This window comes from Myxococcus sp. RHSTA-1-4 (assembly GCF_020037125.1).
Classification (GTDB): Bacteria; Myxococcota; Myxococcia; order Myxococcales; family Myxococcaceae; genus Myxococcus.
In genome coordinates this window covers 17,713-33,780 of record NZ_JAIQDG010000002.1, presented here as the reverse complement: position 1 = coordinate 33,780, position 16,068 = coordinate 17,713, and the positions used below count along the sequence as shown (strand labels likewise).

Genomic DNA, 16,068 nt, shown 5'->3' with positions numbered 1-16,068 from the left:
GCGATGGACACGGCGCGGCCGTCAGGACGCCGGCAGCAACTGGCGCACCAGCTCCAGCAGCTTCCCGCGCTCCACCTCGCGCTTGACGAGGTAGCCATCCGCGCCCGCCTCCAGGCCCGCGGCCCGGTCCTCCGGACTGTCGAGCGAGGTGACGAGGATGATGGGCGTGCGGTGCAGCGTCGGGTGGGACTTGATGCGCCGGGCCAGCCCCACGCCGTCCAGCCGGGGCATCTGCCAGTCGCTGACCACGAGCTGGCATGGAGAGCGCTCCAGCACGCTCCACGCCTCCTCGCCGTCCGCCGCCGTCACCACCGGGTAGCCGGCGATCTCCAGCAGCGACTTCATGGCGAAGCGCGTGGTGAGCGCGTCGTCGCAGACGAGGATGCGCGGCCGCGAGGACTGCGTCCCCACGGAGCGCGTCTCCGGCCGCGCCGCCCGCACCAGCTCCGCCGCGTTGAGCACCGGCACCACGCGGCCGTCGTCCAGCACCGCCGCGCCGGCCAGGTGCCGCACACTCGCCACGTGCCGTCCCAGCGAGCGGACGACAATCTCCTGCTGCCCCACCACCTCGTCGATGGCGAACAGCACCCGCTCATCCCCCACGGCCAGCAGCGCCGCGTTCTGCATCTTCCCCGAGTCCAGCGCCAGCGGCAGCCGAGGCAGGCCAATGGACTCCGCGAGCGGCAGGAACGTGAGCTGCTCTCCGTCCACCCGCGCCACCACCCGGCCCGCCACCGTGCCCACGTCGTCCGGCGACAGCCGCAGCACCCGCTTCACGCTGTCGGACGGAATCGCGGACACCGTCGTGCCCGTGCGCACCATCAGCCCCAGCGCCGCGGCCAGCGTCAGCGGCAGGTCCACGGTGAAGCGCGTGCCCCGTCCCGCCGTGAAGTCCACGTCCACCGAGCCTTGCAGGCGCTGCGCGGTGGCCTGCACCACGTCCAGGCCCACGCCGCGCCCCGAGGTCGCCGTCACCTGCTCGCGCGTGGAGAAGCCGGGCTGGAACACCAGCCGCGCCGCCTGCGCGTCCGACAGCTTCGCCGCCGCCTCGGCCGTCAGCAGTCCACGCCGCACCGCCGTGGCCCGCACCCGCTCCGGGGACAGGCCGCCACCGTCGTCCTCCACCACCACGGCGATGCGCGTGCCGCGCGGCTCCACCCGCACCGACAGCCGCCCCGCCTCGGGCTTGCCCGCCGAGCGCCGCTCCGCCGCGGACTCGATGCCGTGGTCGATGGCGTTGCGCACCAGGTGCAGCAGCGGGTCCTTCAGCGCGTCGAGGATGCGCCGGTCCAACCGCACGTCCCCACCGGCCAGCTCCAGCGTCACGTCCTTGTTCAGCCGCGCGGACACCTCGCGCACCGTGCGCCGCAGCGGCTCCAGCACCTGCGAGGCCGGCACCATGCGCAAGTCCCGCAGGTCATCGCGCGCCACCTGCGCGACCAGCGCGAGCTGCTCACCGTCGCGGTGCGACTCCCGCGCCAGCTCCAGCAGCCGCTTCTGCAAGGCGCGCATCTGCATCACGCCCGCGCGCAGCGGCTCCAGCGCCGGCCCGCCACCCGACAGCACGAGCTGCGACGACGCGCGCTCCAGGTTCAGCAGCACCTCGTGCATGCCGTCCATCAGCGCCCGGTGCGCATCGCCCCGCCGCGCCTGCTGCGCCCGGCCCGACAGCAGCAGCTCCACCTGCAAGGCCAGCGACTCCAGCGTCTTCACCGACACGCGCACCGTGCGGTCCGCCGCGCCCCGCGACTCCTGCGAGGCCCCGGAAGCCGCCTGCACGCCCGAGCCCTCCGCCGAGCCGGGTGCCGGCGCGGACTGGAGCGCCTCCACCGCGCGCTCCACCACGCCCGCCCCGCCCGAGGCCTCCAGCGCGGCGCGCAGGTCCACCAGCGTGCCCGCCACGTCGGAAGCGGCCAGGCCCGCGGCGTCCCCGCCCGGCTCCATGCGCGTGAAGCCCAGCGCGGCGGCCTCCGCCAGCGAGGCCACCTTCTCCACCCCGGCCGTCTCGGCCGCCTGCCTCAGCGCCCGGGCCCGGTCCACCGCCGTGCGCACCACCGCCGCCCGGTCCGGCACGTCCGGCGAGCACAGCGCGCCCAGCGCGGCCTCCAGCGACTCCAGCGCGTCCAGCCCCTTCGCGACGCCGCCGCTCGCGGCTCCCGCGGGAGCGCTCACCGCGCCCTCGCGCCCCAGCGCCGCCAGCAGCGAGCCCAGCCCGTCCACCGCGGGGGACTGGCCGGCATCGCCGCGCGCCATGGCGCTCTCGATGGCGGACAGGCCGCGCAGCATGGACTCCACCACCGCGCGGGGCAGCCGGTCCTCCGGCTTGAAGTGGGCCAGCCCGTCCTCGATGGCGTGCACCACCTTCTCGATGTCGTCCAGCCCCAGGCTCGCCGCGGAGCCCTTGAGGCTGTGCACCAGGCGCTTGAGCGACGGGAGCAGGTCCGGCTCGCGCTCCTGCACCGGGCCCTCCAGCCCCAGCACCTTCGACCCGATGGCCTGAATCTGCTCACGCGTCTCCGCGGAGAACACCGGCCAGATGCTGCGCAAGAGCTGTGCGTCCATGGCCCGTCCCTATTCCTGCGCCTGGGGCTCGGCGGAGGGTCCTCCGAGCTGCTCCAGGTCCAGCACCGTCAACCGGTCCGGCGTCAGGAAGAGGAAGGGCCCCGGCGGCGGCTGCGACAGCTCCGCCCTCGGCAGTTCCTTGCGTCCCTCCACGGCCTCCGCCGCCAGCCCGAAGCACTCCTCCCCCTGCTCCACCACCACGACCTTCCCCAGGTCCGACATGCCGCCCCCTTCCAGCCCCAGCAGCTGGCGCAGGTCCAGCACCGGCACCACGCGCGAGCGGCTCACCAGCGCCCCCAGCACGTGCCGAGGCGCCCCGGGCAGCGACGCCAGCCCACGCGCCTCCAGCACGTGGTCCACCGTCTCGATGCGCACCGCGTAGCGCTCGCCGCCCACCTGGAAGGCCAGCACCGACAGCACCTCCTGGCGCTCCTCGTGGCGGGACTCGGCCAGCGCCCGGGCGCGCGCGCTCAGCACCTCACGCCGCTTGTCGTCGCTCACCCGCCGCGTGCCGTCGAGCTGGGCATGCGCCTGGTCGAGCTGCCGCCGCAGCGCGGAATAGTCGTTCTTCGCGTCGTCGCCGGACATGGGCTCAGTACCGGGTGGCGGGCAGCTTCAGGATGTCCCGCACCTTCGAGCGCAGGTCATCCACGGACACCGGCTTGTTGAGGAACGCGCTCGCGCCCACCAGCTTGCCCTTCTGCCGGCTCGCGTCGTCCTTCAGGGAGGTGAGCATCATGAAGGGTGTGTGGTGCAGGTTCGGGTCCGCCCGCACCGCCGCGCACAGCGCGAAGCCGTCCATCTCCGGCATCTGCACGTCGGAGATGATGAGGTCCGGCTTCAAGTCCCTCGCCTTCGTGAGCCCCAGGGCGCCGTTGGGCGCGTCGAAGAACTCCAGGCCCCACCCCATCAGGTACACCTGGAGCAGGTTGGTGATGGTCTTCGTGTCCTCGACGATGAGCACCTTCATGGCTCGCCGTCCTCCCGTCACCGTTGCGTTCATAGCTGGTACCTACCCACCAGGTCCGAGAACCGCTTGGAAAGGTTCGACAGGTTGCCGGCCACCTGTTCGATGCGCCGGGTCTGCTCCACGGAGTCTCCCATGGCGGAGGTCAGCTCCCCCATGGCCGCGGCAATCTGCTCCACGCCAATCGTCTGCTGACGGGTATTGCCCGCAATCTGCCGGGCCGCGCCGGACGAATCCCGGATGACCTCCGACAGGCCGAGGATGGCGCTGCCCGCGCCGCGCGCCAGCTCCATGGCCGCCTGCGCGCGCCGGCTGCCCTCCTCCGTGGCGAGCACGGCCGCCCGGGTGCCCTTCTGCACCTCGTTGAGCAGGCCGCGCACCTGGTCCGCGGCGATGCGCGACTGCTCCGCCAGCGTGCGCATCTCCGTGGCCACCACCGCGAAGCCCCGGCCGTGCTCACCCGCCTTGGCCGCCTCGATGGAGGCGTTGAGCGCCAGCAGGTTCGACTGCTCGGCCACGTCCTTCACCGTGCTGATGATGTCGCCAATCTGCAGCGTGCGCTCGTTGAGGTCGGTAATCGCCAGGGCGATGGCCTTCACCTGCTCGCCCAGCTTCTCCATGCCGGAGACGCTCTCCGCCACCACCTTCTGTCCCTCGGTGCTGAGCGCCTCGGACTTCTGCGTCTGGGAGATGACCGAGTCCGCGTAGGACGTGGCCTGCTTGGACGTCTGGGCAATCTCCGCCACCGTGGTGCTCGTCTCGTTGATGGCGGACGCCTGCTGGTGCGCCATGGCGGACTGCTGCGTGGAGGTGGCCAGCACGCCGGCCGCCTCGCGCTCCATCTCCGCCGCCGCGCCGCGCAGGTCCTGCAACAGGTGCGTGAGCGCGTCCGCCATGGCCGCGAAGCTGCGCGCCACGTCGCCAATCTCGTCCCGGCCCGCGGTGTCGATCTGCTGGCGCAGGTCCCCCGCGGCGAAGCCCGCCGCCGCGCGCGCCAGCCGCTCCAGCGGGACGACGAGGAGCCCCGACATCAGCCACGCCCCCAGCAGGCAGCCCCCGAGGATGAGCACGCCGAGCACCATCGTGAAGCGGGTGGTGCCCCGCAACGCCTGGGCCAGGGCCGCCTCGTCGAGCGCCACCTGCACCGTGCCCAGCCGCCGGGGTGCATCCTCCGGAGCATCGGGCGCGAAGACGGGCGTCGAGGTCTCCACCACGCCCATGCCGTGGGTGACGAAGCGGCGGTCCACGGCCACGTCGCTGTCGGGCGCGGGCCGGTCCTCGCCGGCGAAGCGCTCCTCCGCGACCTCCGCCAGGAGCTCGCCCTCGGCGTCGCGCACCAGCACGTAGGCCACGTCCGGCACGTGGCGCAACACCCCGTGCGCCGACGCCTGGATGCGCCCCGGGTCCGTCCTCGAGGCCAGCATGGGCGCCAGCGTCTCGGCCAGCTCGGCGCTCACCGCGCGGGCCCGCCGGGACAGGTCCTCGCGCTGCGCGCGGCCCGTCTGCACCCAGAACGCCAGGATGAGGATGCTGGCCACCAGCGCACCCGTCACGCCCGTGACGGCGAGGACCTTGGTCCTCAGGCTGAGCCTCCCCACCGCGGCCTGTCCCGGCAGTGTCAGCTTGCTCCCCTTGACGTCCACGTTGCCTCCCACCTATCGGTCCCCGCGAGCCGCTCAGCGCGCGCCCTGCCATCCGGCCTGCGTCCTCGGCGCCAGGGCCTGCCGCAGGCCTCCGGCGGTCATCGTCTCCACCCCACGCAGGGGGTGCTCGTCATCCAGCCCGTCCAGCGCGCGCAGCGCATTCTGCCGCGCCCGCTCGGCGTCCTCCCGCCGGTCCATCCGCCCGTAGAGCGCCACCAGCGTGGCGTGCCCGAGCGCGAGCTGCGGCTCCAGGTACAGCGCCTTGCGCACCGCTTCCACCGCCCCGTTCAGGTCTCCCCGCCCCTCGGCCACCATCGCCAGCAGCAGGTACGCCTCCGGCACCAGCCCCTTCGCCGCCTCGCGCGCCAGCGCCTCCGCCTCCTCGAAGCGGCCCGCGCGCGCCGCCTCCACCGCCCGCGCCAGCGGCTCGGCCGCGGCCTCGACCCGGACGGGCTCCGGCGGCGCGGGCGCCGCGGTCACCGGCGGGGGAACGGAGGGTGGCGGGACGCGGGACGGGAGCCGAGGCGCGGGACGGGGGCGCTCCACGCGGGCGGCCACGGGCGCCGGGGGCTGGGGACGCGTCCAGCCCGGAGGCGGCACGCGCAGCGCCACGCTGCCCTCGGCGTCCACCGGCTCCAGCCCCAGGCCGTTGGTGAGCGGCACCTCCGCGGGCGACACGAAGAGCAGCCCGCCCGGGGCGAGCGCCTCGACGAAGCGGGCCAGCACCTCGCGCACCAGCTCCGGCGGGAAGTAGATGAGGACGTTGCGGCAGAAGATGGCGCTCAGCCCGCTCGCGGGCGGCGGCTCCACCGCGAGGTTGTGCCGGCGGAAGTCCACCGTGCGCCGCACCTGGGGCACCACGGAGAGCTGCTCGCCGCGCGCCACCATGAACCGCTTCTCCAGCTCCGGCTCGATGCGGCGCAGCGACCAGGGGCCGTAGACGCCCTCGCGCGCCCGCTGGAGCGCCCGGCTGGACACGTCCGTGGCCAGCACGCGGAAGCGCCCCTCGGGCATGCCCGCCGCCAGCAGGGCCATGGCGATGCTGTAGGGCTCCTCCCCGCTGGCGCAGCCCGCGCTCCATACATGGAAGAAAGGCCCCGGGTGCGCCATGCCGAACCGCGCCAGCGCGCGCAGGTGCTCCGGGTGGCGGAAGAAGTACGTCTCGCCGATGACGGCGTGCTCGATGAAGGTCTCCACCGCCGCCGACTCGCGCAGCAGCAGCATCCGCAGGAAGGCGTCCGGCTCCACCCCGCTCGACGCCGCGGACCGCGTCAGCGCCGTCTCCAGCGAGCGCCGCAGGCTGCGCGCCAGCGTCAGACCGCAGGCCGCCCGGAGCACCTCCTCGACGCGGACGAGCGTCGCATCGTCGAGCACCGCCTCGCTCACGACCCCTCCGACCCCACCAGCACCGCCGAGGTGCGCAGCAGCGGGCGCACCCCTTCCGGCGTGCGGCACAGCCCGGCCATCAGCCCGGTGGCGTCCCAGGGCAGGGGCGTCTCGCCGTCCGGTGTGCCATCCACCAGCACCGGCGCCTCCACCAGGTCCCTCACGCGGTCCACCAGCACCGCCACCGTGCGCGCGCCCTTGCAGATGACCAGGTGCGCGTCCAGGTCGGGCTGCCGGCGCACGCCCAGCAGCACCGCCAGGTCCACCGCCACCGCCGGGCTGCCCCGGTAGATGAAGGTCCCCGCCACGTGCGGCGGCGCGCCCTGCAGCGGCTCCAGCTCCACCAGCCGGACCACTTCCTGCACCGAGTCCGCCGCCAGCAGCGCGCTGGTGCCCGCCGCCTCCAGGGTGAGGTACAGCCCCGGCAGGCGCAGCTCCCCCGCCAGCGAGGCCAGTTCAAGGCGCAGCCGGGCCTGCTCGGCCTCCAGCTCGCTCAGCCGCTCCTGCACCGTGACTCGGCGCACGTGAGCGTCCACGGGATTGTTGGGGGTGTCGGACATCTTGCGGCCCGCCGCTTCAAACCTGAAGCGCCGGACCCCTCACGCTAGTCCGGGGGGAAGAGAAGCGTCAATGCGGGCCAGCCCCTCCATCCGCCCACACCGTCCCGAGGGGTCGGATCCGGGGGCCCAGGCGACCAGACGTGCTGGAGTGGACACCCCAGGGGTGCGTCGCGTCGAGAATTTGTGGTTTGATGCCAGGTCGCCACACTCCTGGAGAATCCATGTTGCTTGCTGTCAGGGGTCACGAATGATCAAGGGCGACGCGTCGAACCCCGAGGCGCCTGCTGGAAATGGCGCTGATCCGCTGATCGGCCGCACCCTGAATGGTCGCTTCAGCATCCTGGAGCCGCTCGGTGTAGGCGGCATGGGCAAGGTCTACCGGGCCCTGCAGACTCCGCTGGAGCGCGTGGTTGCCCTGAAGGTCCTCAACCCCAACTTCCCCAGCAGCAAGGACCCGGGGTTCCAGAAGCGCTTCCTGCGCGAGGCGTCGCTGACGTCCAAGCTGCGCCACCCCAACACCGTCACCGTCATCGACTACGGGCAGACGGACGACGGCATCTACTACATCGCCATGGAGTACCTGGAGGGCCGCACGCTGGCCCAGGTGCTCGGGCAGGTGGGGCCCCTGGCCTGGCAGCGCGCCGTCTCCGTGGCCCAGCAGATCTGCCGCTCGCTGCGCGAGGCGCACAGCCTGGGCATCGTCCACCGCGACCTGAAGCCGGCCAACATCATGCTCCTCAACGAGCAGGATCAGGACCTGGTGAAGGTGCTGGACTTCGGCCTCGTCAAGTCGGTGGCCGCGCCGCAGGAGGGACAGCTCTCCCCGGAGATCACCCAGAACGGCACCTTCCTCGGCTCGCCGCAGTACATGGCGCCGGAGCAGGCGCGCAACGTCACCGACGCGCGCAGCGACGTGTACTCGCTGGGCATCGTCCTCTTCCAGATGCTGATGGGGCGCCCGCCGTTCATCGCGAGGGACCACATCGAGCTCATCTTCGCCCACTACAAGGAAGCCCCGCCGACCTTCCAGCAGGTGCGCCCGGACATCAACATCCCGCCGGAAATCGAGGCGGTGGTGCGGCGCTGCCTGGAGAAGGACCCGGCCCGGCGCTACCAGACGATGGACGAGGTGCTCGAGGGCCTGCGCGAGGCCAGCATGGCCTCGGGGGGCAACAGCGGCATCTTCAAGCGCCCCGGCGGCGCGACGACGACGGGCCCCTACCCGTCCCCGGCGCTGTTCTCCAACGTGGGCAACAGCAACACCAGCGAGGGCACCGGCGGGGACACGCTGGCGGTGGACATCAGCGTGGAGGTCCCCAAGGCCGTGCAGCGCGCCCGGCAGCGCACGCTGCTGATGGGCGGCCTGGGCGGCCTGGTGGTGGCGGGCCTCATCGCCGGCGGCGCGGTGCTCTTCATGACGCGCGGCAAGGGCGAGGAGCCCAAGCCGGTGGAGCCGGTGGCCACGGCCCCGGCGGCGGCCGCGCCCGCCCCCACGCCGGAGCCGGCGGCGGCGCCCAACTCCGGCAAGGTGCGCTTCAAGCTGATGAGCCAGCCGAGCGGCGCGCGCGTCTTCTACCGGGGCAAGGAGCGGGGCACCACGCCCTTCACCCTGGAGCTTCCCGCGGGCCAGGACGGCTCCGTCACGGTGGAGCTGACCTTCGCGATGGAGGGCTACCAGATGGAGACCGTCGTCGCGGGCGGCTCCGGTGAGGTGGTGCTGTCGCAGAAGCTGCAGAAGCGCCGCGGCGGTGGTGGCGGCAGCCGGAGCGTCGAGGTGGCCTCGGTGTCCTCCGCCAGCGACGAGGTGGAGGCCGCCGAGCCGGTGGCCACGCCCGGCGGCATGTCCGCGCCGGTGATGCTGGCCCCCACGCCCGCTCCCGAGCCCGAGCCCGCCCCCAGCGCGGGCGCGGTGGGCGCCACCGCGGCGGCGACGCCGGCCAAGGCGGTGTCCTCCGGCCTCGCCGTGCCGGTGCTCCCCACCGCGGCCCTGGCGTCCGCGCGCGGCGACGTGCTGCCCTACAGCGAGGACATGCCCCGCCTGGAGATGCTCGACCAGACGAAGGACATCGTCTACACGCGCGAGGCGATGGCCGCGAAGGCCCAGGGCGTGTTCATCGCCCGCTGCACCATCACCAACAAGGGCCGCGTGGAGAAGTGCCGCACCATCAAGTCGGTGCCCTTCATGGAGAAGCCGGTCATCGAGGCGCTCCAGTCACGCACCTACAAGCCCGTCATCTACCAGGGCCACCCGGTGAACGTGGACTACACCTTCAGCATGCGGCTGGTGGCTCCGCGCCGCTGAAGTCTCCCGCCGCTCCGCCGGGCCGGGCCCGGGCGCCGCTTCGAGGGCGCCCGGCTCAGGCCCCGGTGGACGGAACCACCGGCGGCGCGGGAGGCGTGGCCGGGGCGCCGCCCGGAGGCACGCCCCAGCTCACCACCGGCCAGCCCCGCCGCCGGGCCTCGCGCTTGAGCCGGTGGTCCGGGTGCACGGCCACCGGCCGCCCCACCACCTCCATCACCGGCAGGTCCGAGTACGAGTCCGTGTAGAAGGCGCACTCCGACAGCGCCACGCCAGCCTCGCGCGCATAGGCCTCCGCCAGCGTGCGCTTGCCCTCGCCGAAGCAGATGATGCCCAGCGGGCGGCCGGTATGCCGGCCCTCGCTGTCCACCTCGAAGCGGTTGCACAACACGGCGTCCAGCCGCAGCTCCCGCGCCACCAGCTCCGACAGGTAGCCCGACGAGGACGTGAGCAGGACGAGCTGGTCTCCCGCGCGGCGGTGCTCGTCCAGCGCCACCCGCGCGCCGGGGCGGTAGAGGGGGCGCACCTGCTCCTCGTAGAACAGGGCGGTGCGCTCCTGGATGGGCCGGGCGAGCGAACCCGCCAGCTGGGCGATGGCACGCGCCACCGCGTCCTGCATGGAGACGAAGCCCAGGTGGTAGCGGGCAATCCACAGGCTGGCGCGCAGCGCCTGCAGGCGGGTGATGTGCCCCAGCTCCAGCTCGCGGCGGACCCACAGCGAGCCGGAGTTGACGGCAATCAACGTCTTGTCGAGGTCGAAGAAGGCGACGGACACGCCCCTACCTCTAACCCCGCCCGCCCGCAGTCGCAGCCGCCTCCAGGGCAGCCGCACGCCCGCCCGCCCGCCGCCGGGCAAGCGACAGGGCGGCCAGCACGGCGCCCAGCGCCAGGGGCCCCGGCGCCGCCGCGCAGCCGGTGCCCTGGCCTTCGGCCTCCAGGGCCATGCCCGCCTCGGCGTGCATGATGCACTGGGTGGGCGGCAGGCCCCGCGGGTAGATGGAGCAGAAGCCGGCGGCGGACCCCGGGTCGATGAGGCGCTTGCGCGTCTCCCCCGGGGGCGCGGTGGCCTCCATGGTGGAGCCCGGAGCCGTCACGTGGTCCAGCCCCACCACGTGGCCAATCTCGTGCGTCATGGTGTTCTCCAGGTCCGTGGACACGCAGTTCGTCGCGGGCGAGCCCTGGCACACCGGGGAGTCCACGGTGGTGAAGAGGTAGTAGCCATTCAGCTCGATGTCCGAGTCGAGCACGCGCCCGTCGCGGAAGCTGAAGGTGGAGGTGGTGAGGCCGATGGTGGCCTCACCATGGTCCCAGCACCGGTACACGTTGCCGCACGACTCATCCCCCCAGCACGGGTCGTCCGAGGGCACCACGGCGGGGCACGCCCGCTCGCGGAAGGTGATGATGTTGTAGTTGTTGAACGGCAGCTCCTGGTCGTACCCCACCGCCACCGGCAGGCTCCAGTCCTCGCCCCGGCGGAAGGCGTAGTCGCTGCACGTGCCGGACAGCGCCCGCCACGACGCGAACGACGCCTCGATGGCGGCCACCTCGGTGTTGCCCGGCGTGCGCGCACTGCCCGCCGGGTCCAGGTGGTACACGTAGTCGCGCCCCGGCCACATGAGGCACAGCGGCCGTCCGGGCACCGCGGTGCGCCGGAAGACCGGCACCGGCTCCTCCTGCGCCAGCGCGGGAGAGGACGCCAGCAGCAGGGCGGCGAGCGCCAGGGGCTTCTTCACCGGACACCCTCCTCACGACGGCGGCGGCGCGACAGCCACAGCGCCCACGCGGCCAGCGCGGGCAGCGCGGCGACGGAGCCGGAGGCGGCGCAGCCCGTGCCTCCCTTGGGGCCGAGCTCCGCTTCCACCGTCGGGTGCAGGCAGGCCTGGCTGGCCCCGCCCTGGGGATACACCTTGCAGACGAAGTCGCGCGAGCCGCTGTCGATGGTGCGCTTGGACACCTCGCCCGGCGGGGCGCTCGGGTTCATGGTGGAGCCCAGCGCGTACGTGTGGTCCAGGCCGACGAAGTGGCCAATCTCGTGCGTGGCCGTGTTCTGCACGTCCGTGGCCACGCAGTTGGCCGTCACCGGCGGGAAGCAGGTGCCGCCATCCGCCGTGGTGAAGGAGAAGCGCGCCGCGTTGAAGGAGATGTCCGAGTCGTAGATGATGCCCGAGCGCTCGTCGTACGTGGTGAGGGTGATGGCGATGGTGTTGTCGTCATCCTCCCAGCAGTCGTACGTGTTGGAGCACGTCTCATCGTCCCAGCACGCGTCGTCCTCGGGCACCACCGCGTGGCAGTCCCGGTCCCGGAAGAGCACCAGGTTGATGTTGTCGCCCTCGCGCGTGTAGCCCACCTCCCGGGCGTTGACGCGGGGGCCCTCCTCCAGCGCGAGGTTGCCGCACTGGGCGAAGATGTCCTGCCAGCTCTGGAAGGAGCGGCGCATCGCCTCGAACTCGGTCTCGCCGGCCGTGGCCGGGTTGCCGTAGGTGCTCTGGTGCCAGGTGATGCGCTCGGCCGTCCAGTAGAGGCACTGCGTCCGGGTGTCGCCCGCGTCCACGCGGCTGCGCACGTAGGGGGCCGAGGACTGGCCCAGCGCCAGGGCCACCATGAGGGAGGCGAGCGGCGTCACGGCGCCTGCTCCTTCGGCGCGGCCTGGAGCGCGGCGCGGATGGCCGTCTTCAACTCCTCCAGCGTCATCGGCTGGAGCGCGCTCGCGCTCGGCTTGCGGGTGACGGGGTCCAGCAGCAGCGCCTCCGACGGCTCCGGCACCGCCAGGGCGGACTTGCCGTCACGCTTCACCTGGTACTTGCCCTGGGCCATGGAGGACACACGGAAGGCACGCGCGCCGCGCTTCTCCAGGAAGACCACCACCTCCTCGCCGGGGGCGAAGGAGGCGAGGCCATGCACCACCTGGCCGACGTCGCCCACCCGGCCGCCGGGCTGGGTGACGAGCACCGAGCCGCCCGGCTGCCCCTTGAGGGACTCCGTCACCTGGATTTCGACGTCGGTGACGATGCGCATCTTGTCGCCGCTCCAGCGGCTCTCCACCCGGCGGACGACGCCGTGGACGACGGCATCCGCGCCCTGGGCGAGCTGGGACAGGTCCACCTTGAGCTGGGTGGTGGCGCCCGCCGGCAGGGCCCCCAGGAGGGCCACCAGCATCCACGTGCGAAATACCTGACGAATCGACATACGCGTTCTCCCTGCCGTCAGCTTACCCCAGCCGCTCCGGTCCGTCCGTAGCGTCCCGCGTTGATTCCCCACCCCCACCCTGCTAATCCGCGCGCCAGTATGCCTGCCTCTCCTCGCGTCCGCTTCGCTCCGTCGCCCACCGGCTACCTCCACATCGGAGGCGCCCGCACCGCGCTGATGAACTACCTGCAGGCGCGGCGCTTCGGCGGCACCTTCATCCTTCGCATGGAGGACACCGACCAGGTCCGCTCCACGCCGGAGTCCGTGCAGGCCATCCTGGACGGCCTGAACTGGCTGGGCCTGGAGTGGGACGAGGGCCCCGGCAAGGAGGGCCCCCACGCCCCCTACTTCCAGACGCAGCGGCTGGACACCTACCGCGAGCACGCCGACCGGCTCATCACCGAGGGCAAGGCCTACCGGTGCTACTGCACCCGCGAGGAGCTGGATGCGCAGCGTCAGGCCGCGGAGAAGACGGGCGGCGCCTTCAAGTACCCGGGCACCTGCCGCGAGCTGAAGGGGCCGCCCCCGGGCAAGCGCGCGGAGGACGCGGTCATCCGCTTCAAGATGCCGTCGGGCGAGGGCTCCGTCTCCTTCGACGACAAGGCGCTGGGGAAGATCACCAAGCCCTACTCGGACCTGGATGACTGGGTGATGCTGCGCGCGGACGGCATCCCCCTCTACAACTACGGCTGCGTCATCGACGACCACCTGATGGAGGTCACCCTGGTCGCCCGCGGCCAGGAGCACGTCAACTCCACCTTCCCGCAGCTCATGCTGTACCAGGCGCTGGGCTGGCAGCCGCCGGAGTTCGCCCACCTGCCGCTCATCCTCGGCCCGGACCGCGAGAAGCTGTCCAAGCGCAAGCACCCCGAGGCGGACGTGATGCTGCACAAGCGCAACGGCATCCTGCCGGAGGCGCTGCTCAACTTCGTCATCCGCCTGGGCTGGAGCCACGGCAACGACGAGGTCATCAGCCGCGAGCAGATGCTGGAGTGGTTCGACTTCTCCGACGTGGGCACCACCTCCGGCGTGTGGGACCCGAAGAAGCTCCTGTGGCTCAACCAGCAGTGGATGAAGCTGCTGCCGGAGGCCACCGTCGCCGAGCGGCTCCTGCCCTTCCTGGAGGCCAAGGGCATCCAGGCCAGGGGGGACCCGCGCCTGGAGCCGCTGGTGCGCGCCCTGCGCGAGCGCTCCAACACGCTCGAGGAGATGGCCACCACGGCCGCCAACGTCTACTTCCGCTCCGGCGTCACCCTGGACGAGAAGGCCGCCGCCAAGCACCTCACCGGCGAGTCCCTCAACCTGCTGCGCCAGGCGCGCGAGGCGCTCGCCGCCCTCCCCGAGTGGAAGGTGGAGCCGCTGGACGGCGTGGTGAAGACGGTGAGCGAGTCCGCCAACGTGGGCATGGGCAAGGTGGCGCAGCCCATCCGCGTGGCCGTCACCGGCAACACCACCAGCCCGGGCATCGGCGAGACGCTGCTCCTGGTGGGGCGCGACGAGGCCCTGCGCCGCATCGACGCCGCGCTCACCCGCGGCTGAACGTCAGGACCAGGAAGCGGTGGACGTCAGCGGATGCGGAACCTATCTTTCGGCCCCATGAAGACGCGCACGCTTGACACCCTGGGTCGGCATTTCTATAAGGCGCGCCCGCTCGGGGCGGTGCTGTTGGCCCTCTGGGTGTCGGTGGCGGGCGCCGAGGTGGTCAGCGGCGCGCAGCTCCCGGACGGCTCGCAGAAGGTCGGCGAGAACCGCTACCGGGCGCCACGCGATTTCGAGGCGACGCTCGACTACTACCGCTCGGTGTATTCGACGTCGAACTACCCTCGCCGGCAGATCGTCAACCAGCCGGGCGTCAAGGCAGTACACATCGTCAATCCCTCGGGGAAGAACTTCGCGGGCTTGAACATTTACGAGGCGAACGACGAGGTTCGCATCTACATCGTCCCGGTCCAGCAGGCAGGCAAGCCCGCGAAGAAGCCCGAGACGAAGCCGAGCAGGAAGAAGTAAACGCCTCTTCGAAGTTGTTGCAGTCCCGAGGCGCTGTTGGTAGAGAGTCGCCGCAGTTTTTGGGGAATCGTCTAACGGCAGGACAGCAGATTCTGACTCTGCTTATCTAGGTTCGAATCCTAGTTCCCCAGCTCGCAGCACCCGGAAGTCCGAAGCAACCAGCAGAAACAAATGGTTGACGAGGACGGACGAAAAAAGTAGAAAGCATCGGCAGTTAGCGGCGGTTGAAACAAGAAACAAACGGCCCTGTCGTCTAGCGGTTAGGACGGTGCCCTCTCACGGCACAAACTCGGGTTCGAATCCCGGCAGGGTCACTGAGACGCCCATCTTCTGAAAAGAAGGTGGGCGTTTCGCTTTGCGGGCCACGGCATCGCGCGCGGGTGGCGAGGCGGCGCGCGGCCGCTTCGCTCCTCCCTCCCGGCGGGCCCTCAGGCCGGGGACGCGGGGATGCTCTGGCGGAAGATGGCGAGCGCGGCGGCGAGCCGGTCCTGTGCCCGCTCGACGCCCCGGCGCAGCAGCAGCATCCGCACCTTCTCCGGGAGCGCGCTGGCGCCCTGGGTGCTGCCGAAGCCCACCAGGTCCATTCGCAGGGTAATCGCCTCCAGCAGGTCGCCCAGGTCCGCCTGGGGGCTGGCCAGCAGCAGCACGTCCGGAGTCTGACGCTGGAGCCGCTCGGCGAGCGTGCGCCACTGCGGGTCGCCCGTCTCGACGATGATGATGTCCATCTCCACCAGCTCGGGCGCGTACGGCGGCAGCGCCCGCGCGTCGAAGCCGTTCGCCTTCAGCACGGCGACGGCCTCGGCGCTGCCCACCACCGCCACCCGGCCATTCAGGCCGATGCGCACGGCCTCCTCGTAGGCGCGCAGCTCCTCCTCCAGCGCGATGTGAGCGGGCTCGGGCGCGTCCTGGCCGGAGGCCAGCAGCATGGCGGCCTCACGGGCCACCTCCCGCGCCTGCTCGCGCACACGCATCCCCGAGGTGCGGCGCTCCAGGGCGGCGCGCACCTTCGCGCGCAGCACCCGCAAGTCGTCGAAGGGCTTGAGGATGTAGTCGCTGGCGCCGGCCGCGAAGGCGGCGATGACGGACTCGGAGCTGGCGTAGGCGGTAATCATCAGCGCCTCCATGGAGGGCTGCAGCCGCCGCGCCTCGGCGATGAGCTCCACGCCGCCCATGCCGGGCAGGTTCTTGTCCGTCACCAGCACGTCGAAGCGCTGCTCCGCCAGCAGCGGCAGCGCCTCCTCGGCGCTCTGGGCCAGCGTCACCGCCAGGTCCGGCTCGCGCTCCAGCAAGCGGGCGCAGATGTCCAGGACGACGGGCTCGTCATCCACCACCAGCACCGTCGAGGCGAGCGTCCCCCCCTCCCCACCCTCGCCGTCCCCGGTCTCGAACGGGAGATCCATGAAGAGGGAGATTCTCACAGCTCTCTTCCAACTTCGAGGCTCGCCTGCGAGGGCCGTT

14 protein-coding genes and 2 tRNA genes are annotated in these 16,068 nt (G+C 72.1%); 5 read left to right on the top strand and 11 right to left on the bottom strand.

Translation table 11 applies throughout. The features are described from left to right. Nucleotides 1-21 precede the first annotated feature (21 nt). Genes K8638_RS03565 through K8638_RS03540 form a run of 6 tightly spaced genes read right to left on the bottom strand, consistent with a single transcriptional unit; the run spans nt 22 to nt 7,118 of the window. On the bottom strand, nt 22-2,562 hold the full coding sequence (locus K8638_RS03565) for a response regulator (RefSeq protein WP_223752976.1): 2,541 nt from the start codon (nt 2,560-2,562) through the stop codon (nt 22-24). A gap of 9 nt (nt 2,563-2,571) precedes the next feature. After that, nucleotides 2,572-3,150 (bottom strand): chemotaxis protein CheW, encoded by a 579-nt coding sequence (locus K8638_RS03560; RefSeq protein WP_223752975.1) that lies wholly within the window; start codon nt 3,148-3,150, stop codon nt 2,572-2,574. A 4-nt stretch (nt 3,151-3,154) separates the two neighbouring features. Next, nucleotides 3,155-3,532 carry a PleD family two-component system response regulator gene (locus K8638_RS03555; RefSeq protein WP_223752974.1) on the bottom strand — a complete coding sequence of 126 codons (378 nt, stop codon included), beginning with the start codon at nt 3,530-3,532 and terminating at the stop codon, nt 3,155-3,157. A 29-nt stretch (nt 3,533-3,561) separates the two neighbouring features. Next, nucleotides 3,562-5,172 (bottom strand): methyl-accepting chemotaxis protein, encoded by a 1,611-nt coding sequence (locus K8638_RS03550; protein ID WP_223752973.1) that lies wholly within the window; start codon nt 5,170-5,172, stop codon nt 3,562-3,564. A 33-nt stretch (nt 5,173-5,205) separates the two neighbouring features. Next, nucleotides 5,206-6,558, bottom strand: a complete 1,353-nt coding sequence (locus tag K8638_RS03545) for a protein-glutamate O-methyltransferase CheR (protein WP_223752972.1) — start codon at nt 6,556-6,558, stop codon at nt 5,206-5,208. Beyond that, a complete protein-coding gene (locus K8638_RS03540) occupies nt 6,555-7,118 on the bottom strand; it encodes a chemotaxis protein CheW (protein ID WP_223752971.1) in 564 nt (187 codons plus the stop codon). Before K8638_RS03540 ends, K8638_RS03545 begins: the two co-directional genes overlap by 4 nt. A gap of 247 nt (nt 7,119-7,365) precedes the next feature. Between K8638_RS03540 and K8638_RS03535 the strand changes: the two genes are divergently transcribed. Then, nucleotides 7,366-9,420: a protein kinase gene (locus tag K8638_RS03535; RefSeq protein WP_223752970.1), complete on the top strand. Its 2,055-nt coding sequence runs from the start codon at nt 7,366-7,368 to the stop codon at nt 9,418-9,420. Between the two features lie 55 nt (nt 9,421-9,475). Here the strand turns inward: K8638_RS03535 and K8638_RS03530 are convergent, their stop codons facing one another. Genes K8638_RS03530 through K8638_RS03515 form a run of 4 tightly spaced genes read right to left on the bottom strand, consistent with a single transcriptional unit; the run spans nt 9,476 to nt 12,603 of the window. Further along, complete coding sequence (locus K8638_RS03530) at nt 9,476-10,192, bottom strand: HAD-IB family hydrolase (protein ID WP_223752969.1); 717 nt, start codon at nt 10,190-10,192, stop codon at nt 9,476-9,478. Nucleotides 10,193-10,202: 10 nt separating this feature from the next. Next, a complete protein-coding gene (locus K8638_RS03525) occupies nt 10,203-11,150 on the bottom strand; it encodes a myxosortase-dependent metalloprotease, MXAN_2677/MXAN_2678 family (protein ID WP_223752968.1) in 948 nt (315 codons plus the stop codon). Further along, nucleotides 11,147-12,040, bottom strand: a complete 894-nt coding sequence (locus K8638_RS03520) for a myxosortase-dependent metalloprotease, MXAN_2677/MXAN_2678 family (protein WP_223752967.1) — start codon at nt 12,038-12,040, stop codon at nt 11,147-11,149. Before K8638_RS03520 ends, K8638_RS03525 begins: the two co-directional genes overlap by 4 nt. Continuing rightward, nucleotides 12,037-12,603 (bottom strand): hypothetical protein, encoded by a 567-nt coding sequence (locus K8638_RS03515; RefSeq protein ID WP_223752966.1) that lies wholly within the window; start codon nt 12,601-12,603, stop codon nt 12,037-12,039. The genes K8638_RS03520 and K8638_RS03515 overlap by 4 nt, the downstream gene beginning before the upstream one ends. A gap of 99 nt (nt 12,604-12,702) precedes the next feature. On the opposite strand from K8638_RS03515, the gene gltX reads away from it, so the two are divergent. The 4 genes from gltX to K8638_RS03495 all read left to right on the top strand — a co-directional run bounded on the left by gltX (nt 12,703) and on the right by K8638_RS03495 (nt 14,924). Further along, entirely contained in the window at nt 12,703-14,142 is a 1,440-nt protein-coding gene (gene gltX / locus K8638_RS03510; RefSeq protein WP_223752965.1) for a glutamate--tRNA ligase, read from the top strand. 57 nt (nt 14,143-14,199) lie between these two features. Further along, on the top strand, nt 14,200-14,610 hold the full coding sequence (locus K8638_RS03505; RefSeq protein ID WP_223752964.1) for a hypothetical protein: 411 nt from the start codon (nt 14,200-14,202) through the stop codon (nt 14,608-14,610). A 60-nt stretch (nt 14,611-14,670) separates the two neighbouring features. After that, nucleotides 14,671-14,741, top strand: a tRNA-Gln gene (locus K8638_RS03500). A gap of 111 nt (nt 14,742-14,852) precedes the next feature. Then, nucleotides 14,853-14,924 (top strand) — tRNA-Glu (locus K8638_RS03495). Between the two features lie 114 nt (nt 14,925-15,038). Here K8638_RS03495 and K8638_RS03490 read toward each other — a convergent pair. Then, nucleotides 15,039-16,010 carry a response regulator gene (locus K8638_RS03490; protein WP_223752963.1) on the bottom strand — a complete coding sequence of 324 codons (972 nt, stop codon included), beginning with the start codon at nt 16,008-16,010 and terminating at the stop codon, nt 15,039-15,041. Nucleotides 16,011-16,068: the final 58 nt, after the last annotated feature.